At 67.6% G+C, this 22,144-nt stretch carries 35 protein-coding genes and 1 pseudogene; 33 read left to right on the forward strand and 3 right to left on the reverse strand.

Going from position 1 to position 22,144, the window contains the following annotated elements; genetic code table 11:
• Nucleotides 1-15 precede the first annotated feature (15 nt).
• The 3 genes and pseudogenes from ACP4J3_RS07480 (at nt 16) to ACP4J3_RS07490 (ending at nt 1,132) form a co-directional block, all read left to right on the forward strand.
• Nucleotides 16-687, forward strand: coding sequence for a hypothetical protein (locus tag ACP4J3_RS07480; protein ID WP_426531688.1), 672 nt, complete (start codon nt 16-18; stop codon nt 685-687).
• A gap of 75 nt (nt 688-762) precedes the next feature.
• Nucleotides 763-923, forward strand: a pseudogene (locus tag ACP4J3_RS07485) (transcriptional regulator); the annotation flags it as partial.
• Entirely contained in the window at nt 920-1,132 is a 213-nt protein-coding gene (locus ACP4J3_RS07490; protein WP_426531690.1) for a DUF397 domain-containing protein, read from the forward strand. The pseudogene ACP4J3_RS07485 and the gene ACP4J3_RS07490, both read left to right, overlap by 4 nt.
• Before the next feature lie 31 nt (nt 1,133-1,163).
• Here ACP4J3_RS07490 and ACP4J3_RS07495 read toward each other — a convergent pair whose 3' ends face one another.
• Entirely contained in the window at nt 1,164-1,841 is a 678-nt protein-coding gene (locus ACP4J3_RS07495; protein WP_426531692.1) for a response regulator, read from the reverse strand.
• On the reverse strand, nt 1,838-3,064 hold the full coding sequence (locus ACP4J3_RS07500; RefSeq protein WP_426531694.1) for a sensor histidine kinase: 1,227 nt from the start codon (nt 3,062-3,064) through the stop codon (nt 1,838-1,840). Before ACP4J3_RS07500 ends, ACP4J3_RS07495 begins: the two co-directional genes overlap by 4 nt.
• A 293-nt stretch (nt 3,065-3,357) precedes the next feature.
• Here ACP4J3_RS07500 and ACP4J3_RS07505 point away from each other — a divergent pair, with 293 nt between their 5' ends.
• Nucleotides 3,358-5,535: an MMPL family transporter gene (locus tag ACP4J3_RS07505; RefSeq protein WP_426531696.1), complete on the forward strand. Its 2,178-nt coding sequence runs from the start codon at nt 3,358-3,360 to the stop codon at nt 5,533-5,535.
• A gap of 25 nt (nt 5,536-5,560) precedes the next feature.
• Here ACP4J3_RS07505 and ACP4J3_RS07510 read toward each other — a convergent pair whose 3' ends face one another.
• On the reverse strand, nt 5,561-6,004 hold the full coding sequence (locus ACP4J3_RS07510; RefSeq protein WP_426531698.1) for a hypothetical protein: 444 nt from the start codon (nt 6,002-6,004) through the stop codon (nt 5,561-5,563).
• Nucleotides 6,005-6,363: 359 nt separating this feature from the next.
• On the opposite strand from ACP4J3_RS07510, the gene rpsJ reads away from it, so the two are divergent.
• From rpsJ to ACP4J3_RS07655, 29 genes are all read left to right on the forward strand, one after another.
• On the forward strand, nt 6,364-6,672 hold the full coding sequence (rpsJ, locus tag ACP4J3_RS07515) for a 30S ribosomal protein S10 (protein WP_003948644.1): 309 nt from the start codon (nt 6,364-6,366) through the stop codon (nt 6,670-6,672).
• Nucleotides 6,673-6,688: 16 nt separating this feature from the next.
• Complete coding sequence (rplC, locus tag ACP4J3_RS07520) at nt 6,689-7,333, forward strand: 50S ribosomal protein L3 (RefSeq protein WP_194041987.1); 645 nt, start codon at nt 6,689-6,691, stop codon at nt 7,331-7,333.
• 8 nt (nt 7,334-7,341) lie between these two features.
• Complete coding sequence (gene rplD, locus ACP4J3_RS07525) at nt 7,342-7,995, forward strand: 50S ribosomal protein L4 (protein WP_426531701.1); 654 nt, start codon at nt 7,342-7,344, stop codon at nt 7,993-7,995.
• The gene (rplW, locus tag ACP4J3_RS07530) at nt 7,995-8,414 is read left to right on the forward strand and encodes a 50S ribosomal protein L23 (protein WP_426531703.1); all 420 of its coding nucleotides are present in this window, start codon (nt 7,995-7,997) and stop codon (nt 8,412-8,414) included. Before rplD ends, rplW begins: the two co-directional genes overlap by 1 nt.
• A gap of 40 nt (nt 8,415-8,454) precedes the next feature.
• Nucleotides 8,455-9,291 (forward strand): 50S ribosomal protein L2, encoded by an 837-nt coding sequence (rplB, locus tag ACP4J3_RS07535; protein WP_030046376.1) that lies wholly within the window; start codon nt 8,455-8,457, stop codon nt 9,289-9,291.
• 12 nt (nt 9,292-9,303) lie between these two features.
• Nucleotides 9,304-9,585 (forward strand): 30S ribosomal protein S19, encoded by a 282-nt coding sequence (gene rpsS / locus ACP4J3_RS07540; protein ID WP_003998828.1) that lies wholly within the window; start codon nt 9,304-9,306, stop codon nt 9,583-9,585.
• A 42-nt stretch (nt 9,586-9,627) separates the two neighbouring features.
• The gene (gene rplV, locus ACP4J3_RS07545; protein ID WP_019753093.1) at nt 9,628-9,975 is read left to right on the forward strand and encodes a 50S ribosomal protein L22; all 348 of its coding nucleotides are present in this window, start codon (nt 9,628-9,630) and stop codon (nt 9,973-9,975) included.
• Nucleotides 9,975-10,796 carry a 30S ribosomal protein S3 gene (gene rpsC / locus ACP4J3_RS07550; protein WP_426531706.1) on the forward strand — a complete coding sequence of 274 codons (822 nt, stop codon included), beginning with the start codon at nt 9,975-9,977 and terminating at the stop codon, nt 10,794-10,796. The genes rplV and rpsC overlap by 1 nt, the downstream gene beginning before the upstream one ends.
• Nucleotides 10,797-10,801: 5 nt before the next feature.
• Entirely contained in the window at nt 10,802-11,221 is a 420-nt protein-coding gene (gene rplP, locus ACP4J3_RS07555; protein WP_059424836.1) for a 50S ribosomal protein L16, read from the forward strand.
• On the forward strand, nt 11,221-11,445 hold the full coding sequence (gene rpmC, locus ACP4J3_RS07560; protein ID WP_007494763.1) for a 50S ribosomal protein L29: 225 nt from the start codon (nt 11,221-11,223) through the stop codon (nt 11,443-11,445). Before rplP ends, rpmC begins: the two co-directional genes overlap by 1 nt.
• Complete coding sequence (rpsQ, locus tag ACP4J3_RS07565) at nt 11,445-11,732, forward strand: 30S ribosomal protein S17 (RefSeq protein WP_194041981.1); 288 nt, start codon at nt 11,445-11,447, stop codon at nt 11,730-11,732. Before rpmC ends, rpsQ begins: the two co-directional genes overlap by 1 nt.
• A gap of 95 nt (nt 11,733-11,827) precedes the next feature.
• Nucleotides 11,828-12,196 carry a 50S ribosomal protein L14 gene (gene rplN, locus ACP4J3_RS07570; RefSeq protein ID WP_003998823.1) on the forward strand — a complete coding sequence of 123 codons (369 nt, stop codon included), beginning with the start codon at nt 11,828-11,830 and terminating at the stop codon, nt 12,194-12,196.
• 2 nt (nt 12,197-12,198) lie between these two features.
• Entirely contained in the window at nt 12,199-12,522 is a 324-nt protein-coding gene (rplX, locus tag ACP4J3_RS07575; protein ID WP_016434629.1) for a 50S ribosomal protein L24, read from the forward strand.
• Nucleotides 12,522-13,079 carry a 50S ribosomal protein L5 gene (gene rplE / locus ACP4J3_RS07580; protein WP_016434630.1) on the forward strand — a complete coding sequence of 186 codons (558 nt, stop codon included), beginning with the start codon at nt 12,522-12,524 and terminating at the stop codon, nt 13,077-13,079. Before rplX ends, rplE begins: the two co-directional genes overlap by 1 nt.
• 5 nt (nt 13,080-13,084) lie before the next feature.
• Nucleotides 13,085-13,270: a type Z 30S ribosomal protein S14 gene (locus ACP4J3_RS07585; RefSeq protein WP_003948630.1), complete on the forward strand. Its 186-nt coding sequence runs from the start codon at nt 13,085-13,087 to the stop codon at nt 13,268-13,270.
• A gap of 214 nt (nt 13,271-13,484) precedes the next feature.
• Nucleotides 13,485-13,883, forward strand: a complete 399-nt coding sequence (gene rpsH / locus ACP4J3_RS07590) for a 30S ribosomal protein S8 (protein WP_129799270.1) — start codon at nt 13,485-13,487, stop codon at nt 13,881-13,883.
• A gap of 24 nt (nt 13,884-13,907) precedes the next feature.
• Entirely contained in the window at nt 13,908-14,447 is a 540-nt protein-coding gene (rplF, locus tag ACP4J3_RS07595) for a 50S ribosomal protein L6 (protein WP_426531711.1), read from the forward strand.
• A gap of 3 nt (nt 14,448-14,450) precedes the next feature.
• A complete protein-coding gene (gene rplR, locus ACP4J3_RS07600) occupies nt 14,451-14,834 on the forward strand; it encodes a 50S ribosomal protein L18 (protein WP_071364959.1) in 384 nt (127 codons plus the stop codon).
• Between the two features lie 40 nt (nt 14,835-14,874).
• Nucleotides 14,875-15,480, forward strand: coding sequence for a 30S ribosomal protein S5 (gene rpsE, locus ACP4J3_RS07605; RefSeq protein WP_009190144.1), 606 nt, complete (start codon nt 14,875-14,877; stop codon nt 15,478-15,480).
• 2 nt (nt 15,481-15,482) lie between these two features.
• Complete coding sequence (gene rpmD / locus ACP4J3_RS07610; protein WP_004927226.1) at nt 15,483-15,665, forward strand: 50S ribosomal protein L30; 183 nt, start codon at nt 15,483-15,485, stop codon at nt 15,663-15,665.
• Nucleotides 15,666-15,667: 2 nt separating this feature from the next.
• Nucleotides 15,668-16,123 (forward strand): 50S ribosomal protein L15, encoded by a 456-nt coding sequence (gene rplO / locus ACP4J3_RS07615; RefSeq protein ID WP_019753100.1) that lies wholly within the window; start codon nt 15,668-15,670, stop codon nt 16,121-16,123.
• 244 nt (nt 16,124-16,367) lie between these two features.
• Entirely contained in the window at nt 16,368-17,681 is a 1,314-nt protein-coding gene (secY, locus tag ACP4J3_RS07620; RefSeq protein ID WP_426531715.1) for a preprotein translocase subunit SecY, read from the forward strand.
• Nucleotides 17,681-18,346, forward strand: a complete 666-nt coding sequence (locus ACP4J3_RS07625) for an adenylate kinase (RefSeq protein WP_426531717.1) — start codon at nt 17,681-17,683, stop codon at nt 18,344-18,346. The genes secY and ACP4J3_RS07625 overlap by 1 nt, the downstream gene beginning before the upstream one ends.
• Before the next feature lie 151 nt (nt 18,347-18,497).
• On the forward strand, nt 18,498-19,334 hold the full coding sequence (map, locus tag ACP4J3_RS07630; protein WP_426531719.1) for a type I methionyl aminopeptidase: 837 nt from the start codon (nt 18,498-18,500) through the stop codon (nt 19,332-19,334).
• Nucleotides 19,335-19,509: 175 nt separating this feature from the next.
• On the forward strand, nt 19,510-19,731 hold the full coding sequence (gene infA / locus ACP4J3_RS07635; protein ID WP_003948620.1) for a translation initiation factor IF-1: 222 nt from the start codon (nt 19,510-19,512) through the stop codon (nt 19,729-19,731).
• 59 nt (nt 19,732-19,790) lie between these two features.
• Entirely contained in the window at nt 19,791-19,904 is a 114-nt protein-coding gene (gene rpmJ / locus ACP4J3_RS07640) for a 50S ribosomal protein L36 (RefSeq protein WP_003998809.1), read from the forward strand.
• Between the two features lie 204 nt (nt 19,905-20,108).
• Nucleotides 20,109-20,489 carry a 30S ribosomal protein S13 gene (gene rpsM, locus ACP4J3_RS07645; RefSeq protein WP_426531722.1) on the forward strand — a complete coding sequence of 127 codons (381 nt, stop codon included), beginning with the start codon at nt 20,109-20,111 and terminating at the stop codon, nt 20,487-20,489.
• Nucleotides 20,490-20,554: 65 nt separating this feature from the next.
• Nucleotides 20,555-20,959, forward strand: a complete 405-nt coding sequence (rpsK, locus tag ACP4J3_RS07650; protein WP_017949643.1) for a 30S ribosomal protein S11 — start codon at nt 20,555-20,557, stop codon at nt 20,957-20,959.
• A 148-nt stretch (nt 20,960-21,107) separates the two neighbouring features.
• Nucleotides 21,108-22,130 carry a DNA-directed RNA polymerase subunit alpha gene (locus ACP4J3_RS07655; protein ID WP_003966937.1) on the forward strand — a complete coding sequence of 341 codons (1,023 nt, stop codon included), beginning with the start codon at nt 21,108-21,110 and terminating at the stop codon, nt 22,128-22,130.
• The last annotated feature ends 14 nt before the right edge of the window (nt 22,131-22,144 follow it).

A 22,144-nucleotide genomic window follows, 5' to 3' on the forward strand; every position in this document is an offset into this window, starting at 1 on the left:
GTGATGGGGAGCCCAATGGACTGGCGTTACGATGAGGCGCTGACGACGCAAATCCGGCGAATGGACCGGGCGCAGCGGCATCAGGCTGCGTTTCTCGCGCTGCGTCGACTGCAGGCGCCGCTGGTGGACATTGAGATGCCCGGCGAATGGGGAGTCGACCCAGCCGCGGTCGATTCCCTGCTCCGCTGTGGTGCGGCGCGGCTGGATGGCGAGCCCGACGACGCGTTGCAGCAGGCCATCGCTGAACTGAGCCGTGCACCACTGTTTGAATCGGAGATTGATCCCGAACTCGCCGAGAGTTTCCAGTTGGAGACGATCGGAGGGTGGATCCTGCTGGCGGAAGCCTTGGGTGAGATGAGCGAGGTCCAGACCGACAGAATCATCATCCTCGCCCGGGAACAGGCCGACTACCTTGACCGGTGCATTGACGACACGCTGATGGTGGTGGAGGGGGAAGAGTTTCGCGAGCGCTACCTGGCGAATACCGAAGACCGCCTCCGCGCCTATGGTCTGGGGTATTTCGCCACCAGGAACCTCGAGGTCGAAGGCCGCTGCCATGAAGTAATCCTGGACGCTTCTGCTGGTGGCGATCCACTCAGCTCCGGGGTGGGGCGTGAGTTGCTGAACAGCTGTGATCGCTACGGCAGGGAGATGGTGTCGGCCCTGAGGGCATTCCCCTCCGAGTGACGGCGGTGGATTGGCGGCGGGTCCCGCTCTCGGCCTCCTCCGTGGGGTCGATCATGATCGGCGGGGCGCGCTCAGGGTGCGCAGGTTGGGCGCTCCGACGGTGCGTTCAACGGGCGGCCGATCACCGATCCCAAGCAGCTTCGCATCCTTGAGCTGCGACAGGCACCATACGGGCGCAGGCTCTCTCACCGAGGGAGTCGTTGGCCTTCATCGAGAAACTGCTGGAAGAAACATGATCCGCAAGGCCTCCGCCGGGGACGCCTGCGAACTGGCGTGGTTCAAGAGCAGCTACAGCAGCGGCACCGACGGCGAGTCCTGCGTCGAGATCGCCACCACCCCAGGCACCATCCACGTCCGCGACTCCAAGCACCTCGACACCAGCCCCCGACTCGCCCTCACGCCGGAGCCCTGGGCGCCCTTCGTCACGTACGTCGCCGAACGCTAGGACACGACGCTCGCCGCTTGGGCGTCCCGAGTCAGTGACCGACGTCGTGGTCGCCCGCTTCGATGAGCCCGCTCTCGTACGCGAAGATCACGATCTGGATGCGGTCGCGCAGGCCGAGCTTGGTGAGGATGCTCGACACGTGTGACTTGACGGTGGCGGCCCCGATGACGAACTGCTCGGCGATCTCCGCGTTGCTGGCGCCCCGGGCGACCGCGGTCATGATCTCGCGTTCGCGGCCCGTGAGCCGTTCCAGGCGGGTCGCGACGGCGGTGTTGAGCGCGCGGCGCTGTGTGAAGCGGTCGATGAAGCGCCGGGTGATCGACGGGGCCAGCAGCGTCCCGCCCTCGGCCACGGTGCGTACGGCGGTGGCCAGTTGCTCGGGGCGGATGTCCTTGAGCACGAAGGCACTGGCACCGGAGCGCAGCGCCTTGTAGACGTACTCGTCCGGGTCGAACGTGGTCAGGATCAGCACCCGGGCGTCCCAGTCGGCCTCCGCCAGGATCCGGGAGGTCGCTTCGAGGCCGTCCATCTCGGGCATGCGGATGTCCATGAGGATCACGTCCGGGCGGTGCAGGCGGGCCGCCTCGACCGCCTCGACGCCGGTCCCCGCCTCGGCCACCACCTCGATGTCGGGATGGACCCGGAGAATCATGGTGAAGCCCCGCCGCACCAGCGCCTGGTCGTCGGCCACGACGACGCGGATGCTCACGCGGCGTCCCCCGTGGGCTCTCCCGCGGTGGGCAGACGGGCGACGAGCCGGAATCCGCCGCCGGGGCGGGGCCGTGCGTCGAGGCTGCCGCCGAGCAGCACGGCCCGTTCCCGCATGCCGACGATGCCGTGGCCCGGCAGGCCGTCGTGGGCGGCCGACACGGACGGGACGCCGACGCCGCGGCCGTCGTCGAGCACCTCGATGGTGACGCCGTCACCCTCGCCGCGCAGGTGCACCTCGGTGCGGGTGCCCGGCCCGCTGTGCTTGAGCACGTTGGTCAGCGCCTCCTGGACGATGCGGTACGCCGAGAGATCCACGCGGGCGGGGAGCGGGAGCCGGACGCCGCCCGTGACCGAGACGTCCAGACCCGCCTCGCGGACCTCGGCCACCAGTCGGGGCAGATCGGCCAGGCCCGCCTGGGGCCCGAGGCCGCCGCGCTCGGCCTCCGGCCGCAACACTCCCAGCAGGTGCCGCAGTTCGTCCAGTGCCTGGCGGCCGGCTTCCTCCACCGCCGCCATCGCCTCCAGGGCGCCCTGCGGATCCTCGGCGGCCACCATCCGGGCCGCGCCGGCCTGCACGGTCATCATGCTCACCCGGTGGGCGACCACGTCGTGCAGCTCACGGGCGATGTGAGTGCGCTCCTCGGCCACGATCCGCCGTGCCTCGGCGGCCTGCTCCTGACGGAGCCGGACGGCACGCTCGGCGCGCAGTCGCAGACGGCGGCCCAGATACCAGGCACCGAACATGACGACGGCGCCGAAGCCGACGTCCCCCCAGGGGAGGGACGCCAGCAGGCCGTCGACCGTGATCGCGGCGGCGGCCGCGACGATGCCGAGCGGCCCCCACCGGGTGTCGTCCGCATGCCGGCCGACGCTGTACAGCGCGACGATCACGACCCCGCCCAGCGTGGCGTAGCTGCTGCCCAGCGTCGGGGCCCACGCGGCGAGCGCCACGCACAGCACCGCGACCGGTCGGTGCCGACGCCGGTAGAGCGCCGCGCCGGCCACGGCGAAGAGGATCAGGACGGGCGGCGGGAGGTCCGTGAGCGGGCGGAAGACCAGCGAGTCGCCCGGCCCTTCCTCCAGGAACGTCGTCGCCAGGAACAGCGCCGTCGCTAGGACGGCGTCCGCGGTCCGCGGCCAGCGGGTGAACGGGCCGCGGAACCTGCCCGGCACGCCGCGGCTCGCGGGCGGAAGCTCGGTGTGCGGAGCCGTGCGGTTCATCGTCGCTCCATCGAGAGGTGTCCGATGCCCCGGCGCGGGGGCACGGGTCTTCCGGACGCACCGGGCGAGTCATCGTAATTCCGGCTCCGAGGCACCGTCACCCGTCTGCCGACGGATCCGCCCTCCGCCCCCGGGCGGAGACACCGTCCTGTTCTCCCCGCCGCGCGCGGGAGGTGCGAACCCCCCGGGCGCCGGGAGACGGCAAGGGTGCCCGCGACCACGCTGGAAGCGCTCGCCTCTTCCGCCGTCCGGCACCCAAGGCCTGCCGGTCGCCGTCCCACAGGAGCCTCGTCATGAACCGACTCACACGCCGTATCGGCGACGCGAGCGCCCGCCGCCCCTGGGTGACCGTCGCCGCCTGGCTGGCCGCCCTCGCTCTCGTCCTGCCCCTGGCCGGTCTGGCCGGCGGCTCGTTCGTCGACGACCTCGTCGCTCCCGGCAGCCGGAGCGAGAAGGCGATGGAACTTCTCGAGGAGCGCTTCCCCGAAGCGTCCGGCGGCAGTGCCGTGGCGGTCTTCGCCGTGCCCGCAGGGGACCGGATCGAGCGCCACCGGCCCGCCATCGAGGCGGCGGTCGACCGGGTCGCCGAGGTGCGGCACGTCGCCGCGGTCACCGACCCCTTCACCGCCGGCACCGTCTCGCCGGACGGACGGATCGGCTTCGCCCAGGTCACCTTCGACATATCGGCGATGGAGGTGGACCCCGAGGAGATCGACGCCCTGGGCGCCGCGGTCGAACCCGTACGCGGCGACGGCGTGACCGCCGAACTCGGCGGTGACACTGTGTTCGTCAACGCCGAGACGCCAACCTCGGGCGCGGAGGCGGCGGGGCTGCTGACCGCCCTGGTCATCCTGGTGGTCGTGTTCGGCACGGTCGTGACCGCGCTGGTCCCGATCGCGCTCGCCCTGGTCGCCGTCGCCGCCGGACTGGGCGGCATAGCTCTGCTGGCCCATGTCACGGACATCTCCACCGCCGCCCCCACGATCGGCGCGATGATCGGCCTCGGCGTCGGCATCGACTACGCCCTGTTCATCGTGGCCCGCTGCCGTGAGAACCGCGCCGCCGGCCAGGACAACCGCACCGCGCTGTCGGGCGCCATGGGATCGTCGGGCGCGGCCGTCCTGTTCGCCGGTGGCACCGTCGTCGTGGCGATGACCGCGCTCGCGCTGACCGGACTGGGCTTTCTGACCTCGACCGGCCTGAGCACCTCACTCGTCGTGCTGTTCGCCGCCGCGGCCGCCCTGACGCTGCTGCCCGCGCTGCTGACCCTGCTGGGCGACCGCATCCACAAGGACGGGCGGCTTCGCAGGTCCCGTCGGCGCCGGAGTTCCGGCCGTCCCGAGGACACGGCATGGTGGCGGTACGCCCACCGTGTCGCCGCCCGGCCGTGGCGCCATCTGCTCGCCGCGTCCGCGGTGCTGCTCGCCCTGGCCGCCCCCGCGCTGAGCATGGAGACCGGCTTCCCCGACGCGGGCGGCGACGCGGCCGACACCACCCACCGCCGCGCCTACGACCTGCTGGCGGAGGGCTTCGGCCCCGGCTTCAACGCTCCGCTGCTGGTCGTCGCCGATCTGCGCAGCCCCGGCGTGGACGCCGAGGGCATCCCGGAGCTGTCCCGGAGCCTCGCCGCCGACCCCGGCATCGCGTCGGTCGGCGAGCCGCGGATCTCCGCGGCGGGGGACACCGTCGTCCTGCCCGCGTTCCCCACCACCGCCCCGGCGGACACCGCGACCTCCGACACCCTCGAACGTGTTCTCGGCGCCGTCCCCGACAACGTCGCCATATCGGGTCTCACCGCCATGACCGACGACCTCACGCGCCAACTCGCCGACACCCTGCCGCTGTTCATCGGCGCGATCATCCTGGTGTCGTTCCTGCTGCTGATGCTGGTGTTCCGCTCCGTCGTGGTACCGCTGAAGGCCGCCTTGATGAACCTGCTGTCCATCGGCGGTGCGTACGGCGTCGTCGTGGCCGTCTTCCAGTGGGGCTGGCTGGGGGACCTGTTCAACCTCGACGAGCCCCTGCTGATCGCCTCACCCATGCCGACGATCTTCTTCGCGGTCCTGTTCGGTCTGTCCATGGACTATGAGGTGTTCCTGCTCTCGCGGGTGCGCGAGGAGTACGACGCCACGGGTGACACCGAGGAGGCGGTGGCACGCGGCATGGCGGTCACGGGCCGCGTCATCACCTCCGCCGCGCTGATCATGACCGTCGTCTTCCTCAGCTTCGTCGCCAACCCGTCGCCGCTCGTGAAGATGATGGGTTTGGGGCTGGCGACCGCGATCGTCCTCGACGCCACGCTCGTCCGCATGGTGCTGATGCCCGCGGCCATGGCCCTGCTGGGCCGCGCCAACTGGTGGCTGCCCCGCCCCCTCGACCGGCGGCTGCCCCGCATCGGCACGGAGCGCACCGACGCGCCACCGACGACGGCCGAGCCCGCGCTCGCCCCCGCCGCTCCCCGGAACAACTGAGGCTGCGCCCTGGGCCCGCGGCCGGTCACCGTGCCAGGCGGCGGCCGGCCGGCTCCCGGATCCGGTCCACGTCGGCGGCTCCCGCAGGGCCCGCTCGGGCAGCACGCACATGCCGCCCACCGTGTCGTCGACCGACAGAACGAACAGGTCGGCGGTCTCCTGGCAGTCCCGGAAGGCCGACCAGTGGTGCGTGGCCCTGAAGGCGGCCGCCCGGCAGGCGCATCCTGTCGTAGAGGGAGCCCAGCAGCGTTCCCACCAGCGGGGCCGGCAGGATCCATGCCACCGGCCGCAGCCCGGGCGGAAGGGTCACCGCCAGGCCGGCCACCCCCGCGGACGTTCCCCGGAGGGGCCGCCACCAGTCGCCGCTGTTCCAGCGCGAGCGCAGGCGCAGTGCTTCCACCGCGTCCGCCAGGGTCGTCTCGCCCGGCAGCTCGTTGCGTATCCGCCGCCGGTGTTTGACCTGCGTCACGCCCGGGGTATTCTCTCCGGCTCGATTGGCGGAGCCCCTGGCCCATATGGCAGACTGTCCGAGTTGCTCGGTCGAGTGTTGATGCTGCGCGCCTCCCGCCGGGAGGACTGGAAGCGAGTCCCACAGTACTCGTCGCCCTAACTGCCGTAAGGCAGCGCTGGGGCGGACGTACGGGAATCTTCCGGGAAGTGTGGTGCGGCACTGGCCAGGCACCCGGTGAACCTCTTTCCCAGGCAAGGGATGTTCGAACAAGGGACATCTGTGTCAGCGGGAGGGCGACACGCCCGACCGCGTGGGTCGGAGGACTCAAAGGAACACCGGGTTCCAGAGCTGTAGAGAGACAGGACTACTGAGTAGCCATGGCGGGACAGAAGATCCGCATCCGGCTCAAGGCCTACGACCACGAGGTCATCGACTCCTCGGCGAAGAAGATCGTCGAGACGGTGACCCGCACTGGTGCGTCGGTCGCGGGCCCGGTGCCGCTGCCCACTGAGAAGAACGTGTACTGCGTCATCAAGTCGCCGCACAAGTACAAGGACTCGCGCGAGCACTTCGAGATGCGCACGCACAAGCGCCTGATCGACATCCTCGACCCGACCCCCAAGACCGTTGACTCTCTGATGCGACTCGACCTCCCGGCCGGTGTCGACATCGAGATCAAGCTCTGAGGCTGGTGGGCTGAGAATGGCTAAGCAGATCAAGGGCATCCTGGGCGAGAAGCTCGGCATGACGCAGGTGTGGGACGCGAACAACCGCGTCGTCCCGGTCACCGTCGTCAAGGCCGGCCCCAACGTCGTGACCCAGGTTCGTACCAACGACGTCGACGGCTACGAGTCGGTCCAGATCGCCTTCGGCGAGATCGACCCGCGCAAGGTGAACAAGCCCCTCAAGGGCCACTTCGCCAAGGCCGACGTCACCCCCCGTCGTCACCTCGTCGAGATCCGCACCGCGGACGCCTCCGAGTACACGCTGGGCCAGGAGATCACCGCCGAGGTGTTCGAGGCCGGCGTGAAGGTCGACGTCACCGGCAAGAGCAAGGGCAAGGGCTTCGCCGGTGTCATGAAGCGCCACAACTTCGGTGGCCTCGGCGCCGGTCACGGCACCCAGCGCAAGCACCGCTCCCCCGGCTCCATCGGTGGCTGCGCCACCCCGGGCCGTGTGTTCAAGGGCCTGCGCATGGCGGGCCGCATGGGCAACGAGCGGGTCACCACCCAGAACCTGACCGTCCACGCCGTTGACGCGGAGAAGGGTCTGCTGCTCATCAAGGGCGCGGTTCCCGGTCCGAACGGCGGCCTCGTCCTGGTCCGCACCGCGGCCAAGGGGGCCTGAGGTAACCGATGAGCACTGTTGACATCCTTTCGCCGGCGGGCGACAAGGCCGGTTCCGTCGAGCTCCCCGCGGAGATCTTCGACGCCAAGGTCAGCGTCCCGCTGATCCACCAGGTCGTCGTCGCGCAGCTGGCCGCTGCCCGCCAGGGCACGCACAAGACCAAGACGCGTGGCGAGGTCCGCGGTGGTGGCAAGAAGCCGTACCGCCAGAAGGGCACCGGTCGCGCCCGTCAGGGTTCGACCCGCGCGCCGCAGTTCGCCGGTGGTGGCGTCGTGCACGGTCCCGTGCCGCGCGACTACTCGCAGCGGACCCCCAAGAAGATGAAGGCCGCCGCCCTGCGCGGTGCCCTCACCGACCGGGCCCGCAACAACCGCATTCACGTCGTCTCCGGCGTGATCGAGGGCGAGACCCCCTCCACCAAGGCCGCCAAGACGCTGTTCGGCAAGATCTCGGAGCGCAAGAACCTGCTCCTGGTCGTCGACCGCGCCGACGAGGCCGCGTGGCTGTCCGCCCGCAACCTGCCCCAGGTCCACATCCTGGAGCCGGGCCAGCTGAACACGTACGACGTTCTCGTCTCGGACGACGTGGTCTTCACCCAGGCCGCTTTCGAGTCCTTCGTGTCGGGCCCGAAGGCCAATGACACCGAAGGGAGCGAGGCCTGATGGCTATCCGTCACCCCGCCATTGCCTCGAAGGCCGCCAAGAAGGCCAAGGCCGCGCGCGTCGCCAAGGCGCGTCGCCACGCCGCCGAGGGCAAGAACACCGTCGTCACCCCGGTCAGCAAGGCGTTCACGGACCCCCGTGACGTGCTGCTGAAGCCGGTCGTGTCCGAGAAGAGCTACGCGCTCCTGGACGAGAACAAGTACACGTTCATCGTCGACCCGCGCTCCAACAAGACCCAGATCAAGCAGGCCGTCGAGGCGGTCTTCGAGGTCAAGGTCACCGGGGTCAACACGATCAACCGCGTCGGCAAGCGCAAGCGGACCCGTACGGGCTTCGGCCAGCGTGCCGGCAGCAAGCGCGCGATCGTGACCCTCGCCGAGGGCGACCGTATCGACATCTTCGGCGGTCCGACCGCCTGAGGGCGGTCCGGATCGTCCGATATCGGACGAGGACTGAGAAATGGGAATCCGCAAGTACAAGCCGACTACGCCGGGCCGTCGTGGTTCCAGCGTCGCCGACTTCGTCGAGGTCACGCGGTCCACGCCGGAGAAGTCGTTGGTCCGCCCCCTGCACAGCAAGGGTGGCCGTAACAACTCCGGTCGTGTGACCGTCCGCCACCAGGGCGGTGGCCACAAGCGCGCCTACCGCGTGATCGACTTCCGTCGTCACGACAAGGACGGCGTGCCGGCGAAGGTCGCGCACATCGAGTACGACCCCAACCGCACCGCGCGCATCGCGCTGCTGCACTACGCCGACGGCGAGAAGCGCTACATCCTCGCCCCGCGCAACCTGCAGCAGGGTGACCGCGTCGAGAACGGTCCCGGGGCCGACATCAAGCCGGGCAACAACCTGGCACTGCGCAACATCCCGGTCGGTACCACGATCCACGCGATCGAGCTCCGTCCCGGTGGCGGTGCCAAGTTCGCCCGCTCCGCCGGTGCCTCCGTGCAGCTGCTCGCGAAGGAGGGCCAGATGGCCCACCTGCGTATGCCGTCCGGTGAGATCCGCCTGGTCGACGTGCGCTGCCGCGCCACCGTCGGCGAGGTCGGCAACGCCGAGCAGTCCAACATCAACTGGGGCAAGGCCGGCCGCAAGCGCTGGCTGGGCGTCCGCCCGACCGTTCGCGGTGTGGCGATGAACCCGGTTGACCACCCCCACGGTGGTGGTGAGGGCAAGACCTCCGGTGGTCGCCACCCGGTCAGCCCCTGGGGTCAGAAGGAAGGTCGTACTCGTTCGCCCAAGAAGGCGTCGAACAAGTACATCGTCCGCCGCCGCAAGACGAACAAGAAGCGCTAGGAGCGGGTTTAGATGCCGCGCAGTCTCAAGAAGGGGCCCTTCGTCGACGACCACCTGATCAAGAAGGTGGAAGCCCAGAACGAAGCCGGCACCAAGAACGTCATCAAGACCTGGTCCCGTCGCTCCATGATCGTGCCGGCCATGCTCGGCCACACGCTCGCGGTGCACAACGGCAAGACCCACATCCCGGTGTTCGTCACCGAGTCGATGGTCGGCCACAAGCTCGGCGAGTTCTCGCCGACGCGCACCTTCCGGGGCCACGTCAAGGAAGACCGGAAGTCGAAGCGCCGCTAGGCGCGGATCGCAACAGACACGTAAGTAACTGAAGGGACAACCATGGAAGCCAGGGCCCAGGCGCGGTATATCCGCGTCACGCCCATGAAGGCCCGCCGTGTGGTGGACCTCATCCGTGGCATGGACGCCACGGAGGCCCAGGCGGTCCTGCGATTCGCTCCGCAGGCTGCCTCCGTGCCGGTCGGCAAGGTGCTCGACAGCGCCATCGCCAACGCCGCGCACAACTACGACCACCCGGACGCCTCCTCGCTGTTCATCAGCGAGGCGTACGTCGACGAGGGCCCGACCCTGAAGCGGTTCCGTCCGCGCGCCCAGGGCCGTGCCTACCGGATCCGCAAGCGGACCAGCCACATCACCGTGGTCGTCGCCAGCAAGGAAGGAACCCGGTAATGGGCCAGAAGGTAAACCCGCACGGGTTCCGGCTCGGTGTCACGACCGACTTCAAGTCGCGTTGGTACGCCGACAAGCTGTACAAGGACTACGTCAAGGAAGACGTCGCCATCCGTCGGATGATGACGTCCGGCATGGAGCGCGCCGGTATCTCGAAGGTGGAGATCGAGCGCACCCGTGACCGCGTGCGGGTGGACATCCACACCGCTCGTCCCGGCATCGTCATCGGCCGCCGTGGCGCCGAGGCCGACCGCATCCGCGGTGACCTCGAGAAGCTCACGGGCAAGCAGGTCCAGCTGAACATCCTCGAGGTCAAGAACCCCGAGACGGATGCTCAGCTGGTGGCCCAGGCCGTCGCCGAGCAGCTCTCCTCCCGCGTCTCCTTCCGTCGGGCCATGCGCAAGAGCATGCAGTCCGCCATGAAGGCCGGCGCCAAGGGCATCAAGATCCAGTGCGGTGGCCGCCTCGGTGGCGCCGAGATGTCCCGCTCGGAGTTCTACCGCGAGGGCCGTGTGCCCCTGCACACGCTCCGCGCGAACGTGGACTACGGCTTCTTCGAGGCCAAGACGACCTTCGGCCGCATCGGTGTGAAGGTCTGGATCTACAAGGGCGACGTCAAGAACATCGCCGAGGTCCGCGCCGAGAACGCCGCTGCCCGTGCGGGTAACCGCCCGGCCCGCGGTGGTTCGGACCGCCCGGCCCGTGGTGGCCGCGGTGGCGAGCGGCGCGGTCGCAAGCCGCAGCAGCAGGCTGCCGCCGAGGCCCCCAAGGCCGAGGCCGCGTCCTCCGCTCCGGCTGAGAGCACCGGAACGGAGGCCTGACCGACATGCTGATCCCCCGTAGGGTCAAGCACCGCAAGCAGCACCACCCGAAGCGCTCTGGCATGTCCAAGGGTGGGACGCAGGTTGCGTTCGGCGAGTACGGCATCCAGGCGCTCACCCCGGCCTATGTGACGAACCGTCAGATCGAGGCCGCTCGTATCGCCATGACGCGTCACATCAAGCGTGGTGGCAAGGTCTGGATCAACATCTACCCGGACCGCCCCCTCACCAAGAAGCCGGCCGAGACCCGCATGGGTTCCGGTAAGGGTTCGCCGGAGTGGTGGGTGGCCAACGTCAAGCCCGGACGCGTGATGTTCGAGCTGTCGTACCCCAACGAGAAGATCGCGCGCGAGGCCCTGACCCGTGCGGCTCACAAGCTGCCGATGAAGTGCAAGATCGTCAAGCGCGAGGCAGGTGAAGCGTGATGTCGGCCGGTACCAAGGCGTCCGAGCTGCGCGAGCTGGGCAACGAGGAGCTTCTGGCGAAGCTCCGCGAGGCCAAGGAAGAGCTGTTCAACCTCCGCTTCCAGGCGGCGACCGGTCAGCTCGAGAACCACGGCCGTCTCAAGGCGGTCCGCAAGGACATCGCGCGGATCTACACCCTGATGCGCGAGCGTGAGCTGGGCATCGAGACGGTGGAGAACGCCTGATGAGCGAGAACAACGTGACTGAGAAGACTGCTGAAGCGCGCGGCTTCCGCAAGACCCGTGAGGGTCTCGTCGTCAGCGACAAGATGGACAAGACCGTCGTCGTCGCCGTCGAGGACCGTGTGAAGCACGCGCTGTACGGCAAGGTCATCCGCCGTACGAACAAGCTCAAGGCGCACGACGAACAGAACGCCGCGGGTGTCGGCGACCGCGTCCTCCTCATGGAGACCCGGCCGCTGTCCGCGACGAAGCGCTGGCGCGTCGTCGAGATCCTCGAGAAGGCCAAGTAATTCCTGCGGGCAAACCCGCAGGTCAGTTCCGCCAGGCTCCGGGAGCCGCTCGCTGAGCGGCTCCCGGGGAACCGGCAGACACACAGGAGATAGACGTGATCCAGCAGGAGTCGCGACTGCGCGTCGCCGACAACACTGGTGCGAAGGAGATCCTTTGCATCCGTGTGCTCGGTGGCTCCGGTCGCCGCTACGCGGGCATCGGTGACGTCATCGTCGCCACCGTCAAGGATGCGATCCCCGGTGGCAACGTGAAGAAGGGTGACGTCGTCAAGGCGGTCATCGTTCGCACCGTCAAGGAGCGCCGCCGTCCGGACGGCTCGTACATCCGCTTCGACGAGAACGCCGCCGTCATTCTGAAGAACGACGGCGACCCTCGCGGCACCCGTATCTTCGGCCCCGTGGGCCGTGAGCTGCGCGAGAAGAAGTTCATGAAGATCATCTCGCTCGCGCCGGAGGTGCTGTAAGCATGAAGATCAAGAAGGGCGACCTGGTCCAGGTCATCACCGGCAAGGACAAGGGCAAGCAGGGCAAGGTCATTGCCGCTTACCCGCGCGACGAGCGTGTCCTGGTCGAGGGTGTCAACCGGGTTAAGAAGCACACCAAGGCCGGTCCGACCGCTCGCGGTTCCCAGGCCGGCGGCATCGTGACCACCGAGGCGCCGATCCACGTCTCCAACGTCCAGCTGGTCGTTGAGAAGGACGGCAAGAAGGTCGTCACGCGTGTCGGCTACCGCTTCGACGACGAAGGCAACAAGATCCGCGTTGCCAAGCGGACGGGTGAGGACATCTGATGGCTACCACCACCACTCCGCGTCTGAAGCAGAAGTACCGCGAGGAGATCGCGGGCAAGCTGCGTGACGAGTTCAAGTACGAGAACGTCATGCAGATCCCCGGCCTCGTCAAGATCGTGGTCAACATGGGTGTCGGCGACGCCGCCCGTGACTCGAAGCTGATCGAGGGCGCGATCCGCGACCTGACCACCATCACCGGTCAGAAGCCGGCCGTCACCAAGGCCCGCAAGTCCATCGCGCAGTTCAAGCTGCGCGAGGGTCAGCCGATCGGTGCCCACGTCACGCTCCGTGGCGACCGCATGTGGGAGTTCCTGGACCGCACCCTGTCGCTCGCGCTGCCGCGCATCCGCGACTTCCGCGGTCTGTCCCCCAAGCAGTTCGACGGCCGTGGCAACTACACCTTCGGTCTCACGGAGCAGGTCATGTTCCACGAGATCGACCAGGACAAGATCGACCGCGTCCGGGGTATGGACATCACCGTGGTCACCACGGCGACCAACGACGCTGAGGGCCGCGCGCTCCTTCGTCACCTCGGCTTCCCCTTCAAGGAGGCGTGAGCGAGATGGCGAAGAAGGCTCTGATCGCTAAGGCTGCTCGCAAGCCCAAGTTCGGCGTGCGTGGCTACACGCGCTGCCAGCGCTGCGGCCGTCCCCACTCCGTGTACCGCAAGTTCGGCCTGTGCCGCGTGTGCCTTCGTGAGATGGCTCACCGTGGCGAGCTGCCGGGCGTGACCAAGAGCTCCTGGTAATTCCCCTAACAGGGCATTCCAGAGGCTCTCGGTAAGCAACGGGCGTGTCAGGCGCCCTCCTCTCCATGCCATAGGCTTGGGGGGTTGGGCGCCTGACTGTCGCCCATACGACTTACTACGCCGTAGGTCCACCGCGCCGCACCCGTCCCGTCTCGGATCGGGGAGAGGGATGGCGCATCAGGAAACCCCGGCGAGAGAGGCCGAAGGCCAATTCATGACCATGACTGATCCGATCGCAGACATGCTTACGCGTCTGCGGAACGCGAACTCGGCGTACCACGACACCGTGGCGATGCCGCACTCGAAGATCAAGTCGCACATCGCGGAGATCCTCCAGCAGGAGGGCTTCATCACGGGCTGGCGTGTCGAGGACGCCGAGGTCGGCAAGAACCTCGTCCTCGAGCTGAAGTTCGGCCCGAACCGTGAGCGCTCCATCGCGGGCATCAAGCGGATCTCCAAGCCCGGTCTGCGGGTTTACGCGAAGTCCACCAACCTGCCGAAGGTGCTCGGCGGCCTCGGCGTGGCGATCATCTCCACGTCCCACGGGCTCCTCACCGACAAGCAGGCCGGCAAGAAGGGCGTGGGTGGGGAAGTCCTCGCCTACGTCTGGTAGCAGAAGGGAACGGAGGAAACAGCTATGTCGCGCATCGGCAAGCTCCCCATCGCGGTTCCCGCCGGCGTGGACGTCACCATCGACGGCCGTACGGTCTCGGTCAAGGGCCCCAAGGGCACGCTGACCCACACCGTCTCGGCGCCGATCGAGATCGCCAAGGGCGAGGACGGCACCCTGCAGGTGACCCGCCCCAACGACGAGCGTCAGAACAAGGCCCTGCACGGCCTGTCCCGCACGCTGGTGGCGAACATGATCACCGGCGTGACCCAGGGTTACGTGAAGAAGCTCGAGATCAGCGGTGTCGGTTACCGCGTGACCGCCAAGGGCTCGAACCTCGAGTTCGCGCTCGGCTACAGCCACCCGATTCTGGTCGAGGCCCCCGAGGGCATCACCTTCAAGGTCGAGGCGCCCACGCGCTTCTCGGTCGAGGGCATCGACAAGCAGAAGGTCGGCGAGGTCGCGGCCAACATCCGCAAGCTGCGCAAGCCCGACCCGTACAAGGCCAAGGGCGTCAAGTACGAGGGCGAAGTCATCCGCCGCAAGGTCGGAAAGGCGGGTAAGTAAGCCATGGCATACGGGCAGAAGATCCTCAAGGGCGACGCCTACAAGCGCGCCGCGATCAAGCGCCGTCACATCCGGATCCGCAAGCGGATCAACGGTACGGCGGAGCGTCCCCGTCTGGTCGTCACCCGCTCCAACCGTCACATCGTGGCCCAGGTGATCGACGACCTCAAGGGTCACACCCTTGCGTCGGCGTCCACCCTGGACACCTCGATCCGCGGTGGCGAGGGCGACAAGTCCGCGCAGGCCAAGCAGGTCGGCGCCCTGGTCGCCGAGCGAGCCAAGGCCGCCGGTGTCGAGGCCGTCGTATTCGACCGTGGTGGTAACCAGTACGCCGGGCGCATCGCCGCTCTGGCGGACGCCGCCCGCGAGGCCGGGCTCAAGTTCTGAGCCGGTTCCGACCAAGCGGAAACAGAGAGAGGTAATTCCAATGGCTGGACCCCAGCGCCGCGGTGGCGGTGCCGGTGGCGGCGAGCGGCGGGACCGGAAGGGCCGTGACGGCGGTGCGGCTGCCGCCGAGAAGACCGCGTACGTTGAGCGCGTCGTCGCGATCAACCGCGTCGCCAAGGTTGTGAAGGGTGGTCGTCGCTTCAGCTTCACCGCGCTGGTCGTGGTGGGCGACGGTGACGGCACCGTGGGTGTCGGATACGGCAAGGCCAAGGAGGTGCCGGCCGCCATCGCCAAGGGCGTTGAGGAGGCCAAGAAGCACTTCTTCAAGGTCCCCCGGATCCAGGGCACCATCCCGCACCCGATCCAGGGTGAGAAGGCTGCCGGCGTCGTGCTGCTCAAGCCCGCGTCGCCCGGTACCGGTGTTATCGCCGGTGGTCCGGTGCGTGCCGTGCTCGAGTGCGCCGGTATCCACGACGTGCTGTCGAAGTCGCTCGGCTCCGACAACGCCATCAACATCGTGCACGCCACCGTGGAGGCCCTGAAGGGCCTGCAGCGTCCCGAGGAGATCGCGGCCCGCCGTGGTCTGCCGCTCGAGGACGTCGCCCCCGCGGCCCTGCTGCGTGCGCGTGCCGGGGCGGGTGCGTAATCATGGCGCAGCTCAGGATTACGCAGGTCAAGTCCTACATCGGCAGCAAGCAGAACCACCGTGACACCCTGCGCTCCCTTGGTCTCAAGGGCATCAACACGCAGGTCGTCAAGGAGGACCGCCCCGAGTTCCGCGGCATGGTGCACACCGTCCGCCACCTCGTGACGGTCGAGGAGGTCGACTGATCATGGCGGAGCAGAACCCGCTCAAGATCCACAACCTCCGTCCCGCCCCCGGCGCCAAGACCGCCAAGACCCGTGTCGGTCGTGGTGAGGCGTCGAAGGGTAAGACGGCCGGTCGTGGTACCAAGGGCACCAAGGCCCGCTACCAGGTTCCGGAGCGCTTCGAGGGTGGCCAGATGCCGCTGCACATGCGCCTCCCGAAGCTGAAGGGTTTCAAGAACCCGTTCAAGACCGAGTACCAGGTCGTGAACCTCGACAAGCTGGCCGCGCTGTACCCCGAGGGTGGCGAGGTCACCGTCGAGGGTCTGGTGGCCAAGGGTGCCGTTCGCAAGAACAGCCTCGTCAAGGTGCTCGGCCAGGGCGAGATCTCCGTGGCGCTGCAGGTGACGGTGGACGCCGTCTCCGGCTCCGCCAAGGAGAAGATCACCGCCGCCGGCGGTAGCGTCACCGAGCTCGTCTGAACGCAACAGGCGTCTCGATGACTTGAGCGATCCCACCGGGGATACCCCACAAATGGGGTATCCCCGGTTGGTCGTTCCAAGGGGGGCGGTCTCGCCGGTAAGGTGGCCTGCACTGCCCACTTTTACGGAGTGCTCCTTGTGGGGCACTCTGAGCGGCAGTTGACCGTTAGCTAAGTCGTTCCTATTAGTCGAACCTCAAGACCGTCACCCTTGACGCAGTAGCGCGGGGGTCGCAGGAGGCACCGTGCTCACCGCGTTCGCCCGGGCGTTCAAGACGCCCGACCTGCGCAAGAAGCTGCTCTTCACGCTCGGCATCATCGTGATCTTCCGGATCGGTGCGCACATTCCGATCCCCGGCGTCGACTACAGGGCCGTTCAAGTCTGCCTCGACCAGGCGAACGCCAACCAGGGCCTGTTCGGCCTGGTCAACATGTTCAGTGGCGGCGCGCTTCTTCAGATCACGCTCTTCGCGCTCGGCATCATGCCGTACATCACCGCGAGCATCATCCTTCAGTTGCTGACCGTGGTGATCCCGCGCCTGGAAGCCCTCAAGAAGGAGGGCCAGGCAGGCACGGCGAAGATCACGCAGTACACCCGTTACCTGACCGTGGCGCTCGCCGTCCTGCAGGGCACCGGCCTGGTGGCCACCGCCCGCAGCGGCGCGCTCTTCCAGGGCTGTCAGACGGCCGGCCAGATCGTCCCGGACCGCTCGATCTTCACCACCATCGTGATGGTCATCACCATGACCGCCGGTACGGCCACCGTCATGTGGCTCGGTGAGCTCATCACCGACCGCGGCATCGGCAACGGCATGTCGATCCTGATGTTCATCTCGATCGCCGCGACCTTCCCGGCAGGGCTGTGGGCCATCAAGACGCAGGGCTCCCTGGCCGGTGGCTGGATCGAGTTCGGCATCGTGTGTGCCATTGGCCTAGTGATGATCGGTCTCGTCGTCTTCGTCGAGCAGGCCCAGCGGCGTATTCCGGTGCAGTACGCGAAGCGCATGATCGGCCGGAGGTCCTACGGCGGCTCGTCGACGTACATTCCGCTGAAGGTCAACCAGGCGGGCATCATCCCTGTGATCTTTGCCTCGTCGCTGCTCTACATCCCTGCACTGATCGCGCAGTTCGCCGGTGGCAGCGCCGGCTGGAAGACCTGGATCGAACAGAACCTCGCGAGGCCGAATGCTCCGCTGCACATCAGTCTCTACTTCCTCCTGATCATCTTCTTCGCCTTCTTCTACGTGGCCATCTCGTTCAACCCCGAGGAAGTCGCGGACAACATGAAGAAGTATGGTGGCTTCATCCCGGGCATCCGGGCTGGCCGACCGACCGCTGAGTACCTTTCGTATGTGCTCAACCGGATCACCTGGCCGGGCTCGCTGTACTTGGGTCTGATCGCTCTCGTGCCGACGATGGCGTTGGCTGGTTTCGGGGCAGACCAAAACTTCCCGTTCGGCGGTACCAGCATCCTGATCATTGTGGGTGTCGGCCTCGAAACGGTGAAGCAGATCGAGAGCCAGCTCCAGCAGCGCAATTACGAAGGGTTCCTCCGCTGATGCGTATCGTCCTCGTCGGGCCGCCGGGTGCCGGTAAGGGAACGCAGGCCGCGTTCCTGGCCAAGAACCTGTCGATCCCGCACATCTCCACGGGCGACCTGTTCCGGGCCAACATCAGCCAGCAGACGGAGCTCGGGAAACTCGCGAAGTCCTATATGGACGCGGGCAACCTGGTGCCGGACGAGGTCACCATCGGGATGGCCAAGGACCGCATGGAGAAGCCGGACGCCGAGGGCGGCTTCCTGCTGGACGGCTTCCCGCGCAATGTGTCCCAGGCCGAGGCGCTCGACGAGATGCTCCAGTCCGAGAGCATGAAGCTGGACGCGGTGCTGGACCTCGAGGTCCCCGAGGAAGAGGTCGTCAAGCGGATCGCCGGGCGGCGGATCTGCCGCAAGGACTCCAGCCACGTCTTCCACGTGACGTACAGCCGGCCGAAGACGGAGGGCGTCTGCGACGTCTGCGGCGGCGAGCTGTACCAGCGCGACGACGACTCCGAGGAGACCGTCCGCAAGCGGCTGGAGGTCTACCACACGCAGACCGAGCCGATCATCGACTACTACAAGGCGCAGGGGCTGGTCGTCACCATCTCCGCGCTGGGCAAGGTCGAAGAGGTCACGGCGCGCGCGATGGAGGCGCTCCAGCACGACGAGGACGGTAAGCAGTAGCAGCGTTCTCGGCTCGTACGTAGCTCAGGCCGCGGTTCCCGGTACGGGGGCCGCGGCTGCTGCGTGGGGCGGGGCGCCTCGGTTCCGCCCTTATGGTTGAAGCAGTCCACTGAAGTCCCCTCCGTCCCGTCCACGAAAGGCGCCCGTCCCCATGGTGCAGATCAAGAGCCCCGAGCAGATCGCCAAGATGCGTGAGGCGGGGCTGGTCGTCGCCGCGATTCACGCGGCCACGCGTGAGGCCGCGGTGCCCGGGGCCAGCACCAAGGATCTGGACGAGGTCGCCCGCAAGGTGCTCGCGGAGCACGGCGCCAAGTCGAACTTCCTCGGCTACGGCGGCTTCCCCGCGACGATCTGCACTTCCGCCAACGAGGTCGTCGTCCACGGCATCCCGTCCGAGGACGTCGTCCTCAAGGACGGCGACATCATCTCCATCGACGCCGGTGCCATCGTCGACGGCTGGCACGGCGACGCCGCGTACACCGCGTTCGTGGGCTCCGGTCACGCTCCGGAGCTGGTCGAGCTCTCCCGGGTGACCGAGGAGTCCATGTGGGCCGGCATCGCGGCGATGAAGCAGGGCAACCGTCTGATCGACGTCTCGCGGGCCATCGAGACGTACATCCGCCGGCAGCCGAAGCCGGGCGGCGGCCGGTACGGGATCATCGAGGACTACGGCGGCCACGGCATCGGCAGCGAGATGCACATGGACCCGCACCTGCTGAACTACGTCGACCGGCGGCGGGGGAAGGGCCCGAAGCTGGTGCCCGGGTTCTGCCTCGCGATCGAGCCGATGGTGTCGTTGGGCACACCCAAGACGGAGGTCCTGTCGGACGACTGGACCGTCATCACCACCGACGGCACCTGGTCCTCGCACTGGGAGCACTCCGTCGCGCTCACCGAACAGGGCCCGCTGGTGCTGACCGCGCCCGACGGGGGCAAGGCGAAGCTCGCCGAGTACGGGATCACGGCCGCTCCGGATCCGCTCGCTTAATGATCTGCCGGTCGGGGCAGACTCCCTCGATTCGTCTTTCCGAGGGCCCTGACGTAGACTGACTCGTCGGCTCTTGTGTACCCGCATGTCTGCATGCGCCTGTATCTCCGAGGAATCTCTGAGAGGCAGGAAGGTGCACGGGTCGATCAAGGTAGTCGATTCCGAAGGGCGAAGCGTGGCCAAGAAGCAAGGTGCCATCGAGATCGAGGGCACTGTCGTCGAGTCTCTGCCGAACGCCATGTTCAAGGTCGAGCTCCAGAACGGCCACCAGGTCCTGGCACACATCAGCGGCAAGATGCGCATGCACTACATCCGCATCCTCCCTGACGACCGGGTCGTGGTGGAGCTGTCTCCGTACGACCTGACGCGTGGCCGGATCGTCTACCGGTACAAGTAGATCTTGCCCGCGCCCCGGCCTCGCCGGGGTGATGGCACTGACCCGGAGAACCTCACCCAATGAAGGTCAAGCCGAGCGTCAAGAAGATCTGCGACAAGTGCAGGGTGATCCGCCGTCACGGTCGGGTCATGGTCATCTGTGAGAACCCGCGCCACAAGCAGCGCCAGGGCTGACCGCACGATCACCTTTCTGCATTCGCAGGACTTCGCGCGACGCGAGCTGAATATGTTCATACGCAGGACCCGGGCGCTTCGGCGTCCGACACCCCCGGTTCGGAGGCCGGGGACCCAGTCCGTACCTAATCTTTGAGACAGAAGAGGCCGGCGGCTGGGAGTCGGTTCTGTGGAAGACCTCCGAAGATCACCAGGAGCCATTGAATGGCACGCGTTTCCGGTGTTGACATCCCGCGCGACAAGCGCGTGGAGGTCGCCCTCACCTACGTGTTCGGCATCGGCCGGACCCTCTCGAAGACGACGCTGGCCGAGACCGGCGTCGACCCGAACACCCGCGTTCGCGACCTCTCCGAGGAGCAGCTCGTCGCGATTCGTGAGTACGTCGACAACAACCTCAAGACCGAGGGTGACCTTCGTCGCGAGATCCAGGCCGACATCCGCCGCAAGGTCGAGATCGGCTGCTACCAGGGTCTGCGTCACCGTCGCGGTCTGCCCGTCCGCGGTCAGCGCACCAGCACCAACGCTCGCACCCGCAAGGGCCCGCGTCGCGCCATCGCCGGCAAGAAGAAGCCGGGCAAGAAGTAGTCCGCAGCGGATACCTGTCCACGGTCTTCGCTGTAGGACCGACCACCTCCCGTAGGAGTTAGCAGATGCCCCCCAAGGGACGTCAGGGCGCCGTCAAGAAGGTGCGCCGCAAGGAAAAGAAGAACGTCGCTCACGGCCACGCGCACATCAAGAGCACGTTCAACAACACGATCGTCTCCATCACGGACCCGTCCGGCAACGTGATCTCCTGGGCCTCCGCCGGCCACGTCGGCTTCAAGGGATCCCGGAAGTCCACGCCGTTCGCCGCGCAGATGGCCGCCGAGTCGGCTGCCCGCCGCGCCCAGGAGCACGGCATGCGCAAGGTCGACGTGTTCGTGAAGGGCCCGGGTTCCGGTCGTGAGACCGCCATCCGTTCGCTTCAGGCGACCGGTCTCGAGGTCGGCTCCATCCAGGACGTCACCCCGACCCCGCACAACGGTTGCCGTCCGCCGAAGCGTCGTCGCGTCTGACGCACGGTTGACTTGAGGGTTCGGGCGGTACGACTCCTTAAAGGGTTGTATCGCCCGTACCCTTGCAGTACCCGCGCCTTTCGTCTGGGTGCGGTTTCCGTCGGACGTCAAATAGCGGGCGTCCACGAAAGAAGGATCTGATCCACACATGCTGATCGCTCAGCGTCCCTCGTTGACCGAAGAGGTCGTCGACGAGTTCCGCTCCCGGTTCGTGATCGAGCCGCTGGAGCCGGGCTTCGGCTACACCCTCGGCAACTCCCTCCGCCGGACCCTCCTGTCCTCGATTCCGGGTGCGGCGGTCACGTCCATCCGTATCGACGGCGTGCTGCACGAGTTCACCACCGTGCCGGGCGTCAAGGAGGACGTCACCGACCTGATCCTCAACATCAAGCAGCTCGTCGTGAGCAGTGAGCACGACGAGCCCGTCGTGATGTACCTGCGCAAGCAGGGCCCGGGTCTGGTCACCGCCGCCGACATCGCGCCGCCGGCCGGTGTCGAGGTGCACAACCCCGACCTCGTCCTCGCCACGCTCAACGGCAAGGGCAAGCTGGAGATGGAGCTCACGGTCGAGCGTGGCCGTGGTTACGTCTCCGCCGTGCAGAACAAGCAGGTAGGTCAGGAGATCGGCCGTATCCCGGTCGACTCCATCTACTCGCCGGTTCTGAAGGTCACGTACAAGGTCGAGGCCACGCGTGTCGAGCAGCGCACCGACTTCGACAAGCTGATCGTCGACGTCGAGACCAAGCAGGCGATGCGTCCGCGTGACGCCATGGCCTCCGCCGGTAAGACGCTGGTCGAGCTGTTCGGGCTGGCCCGTGAGCTCAACATCGACGCCGAGGGCATCGACATGGGTCCGTCCCCGACGGACGCTGCGCTGGCGGCGGACCTCGCTCTGCCGATCGAGGAGCTGGAGCTCACCGTTCGGTCGTACAACTGCCTCAAGCGCGAGGGCATCCACAGCGTGGGTGAGCTCGTGGCGCGTTCCGAGGCCGACCTCCTCGACATTCGTAACTTCGGTGCGAAGTCCATCGACGAGGTCAAGGCGAAGCTGGCCGGCATGGGCCTGGCCCTGAAGGACAGCCCGCCCGGATTCGACCCGACCGCCGCCGCGGATGCCTTCGGCGCGGACGACGATGCGGACGCCGGGTTCGTCGAGACCGAGCAGTACTGAGAGCTCGGGACCGA

Origin of the sequence: Streptomyces sp. UG1 (genome assembly GCF_049974585.1) — a bacterium.
Taxonomy (GTDB): Bacteria; Actinomycetota; Actinomycetes; order Streptomycetales; family Streptomycetaceae; genus Streptomyces.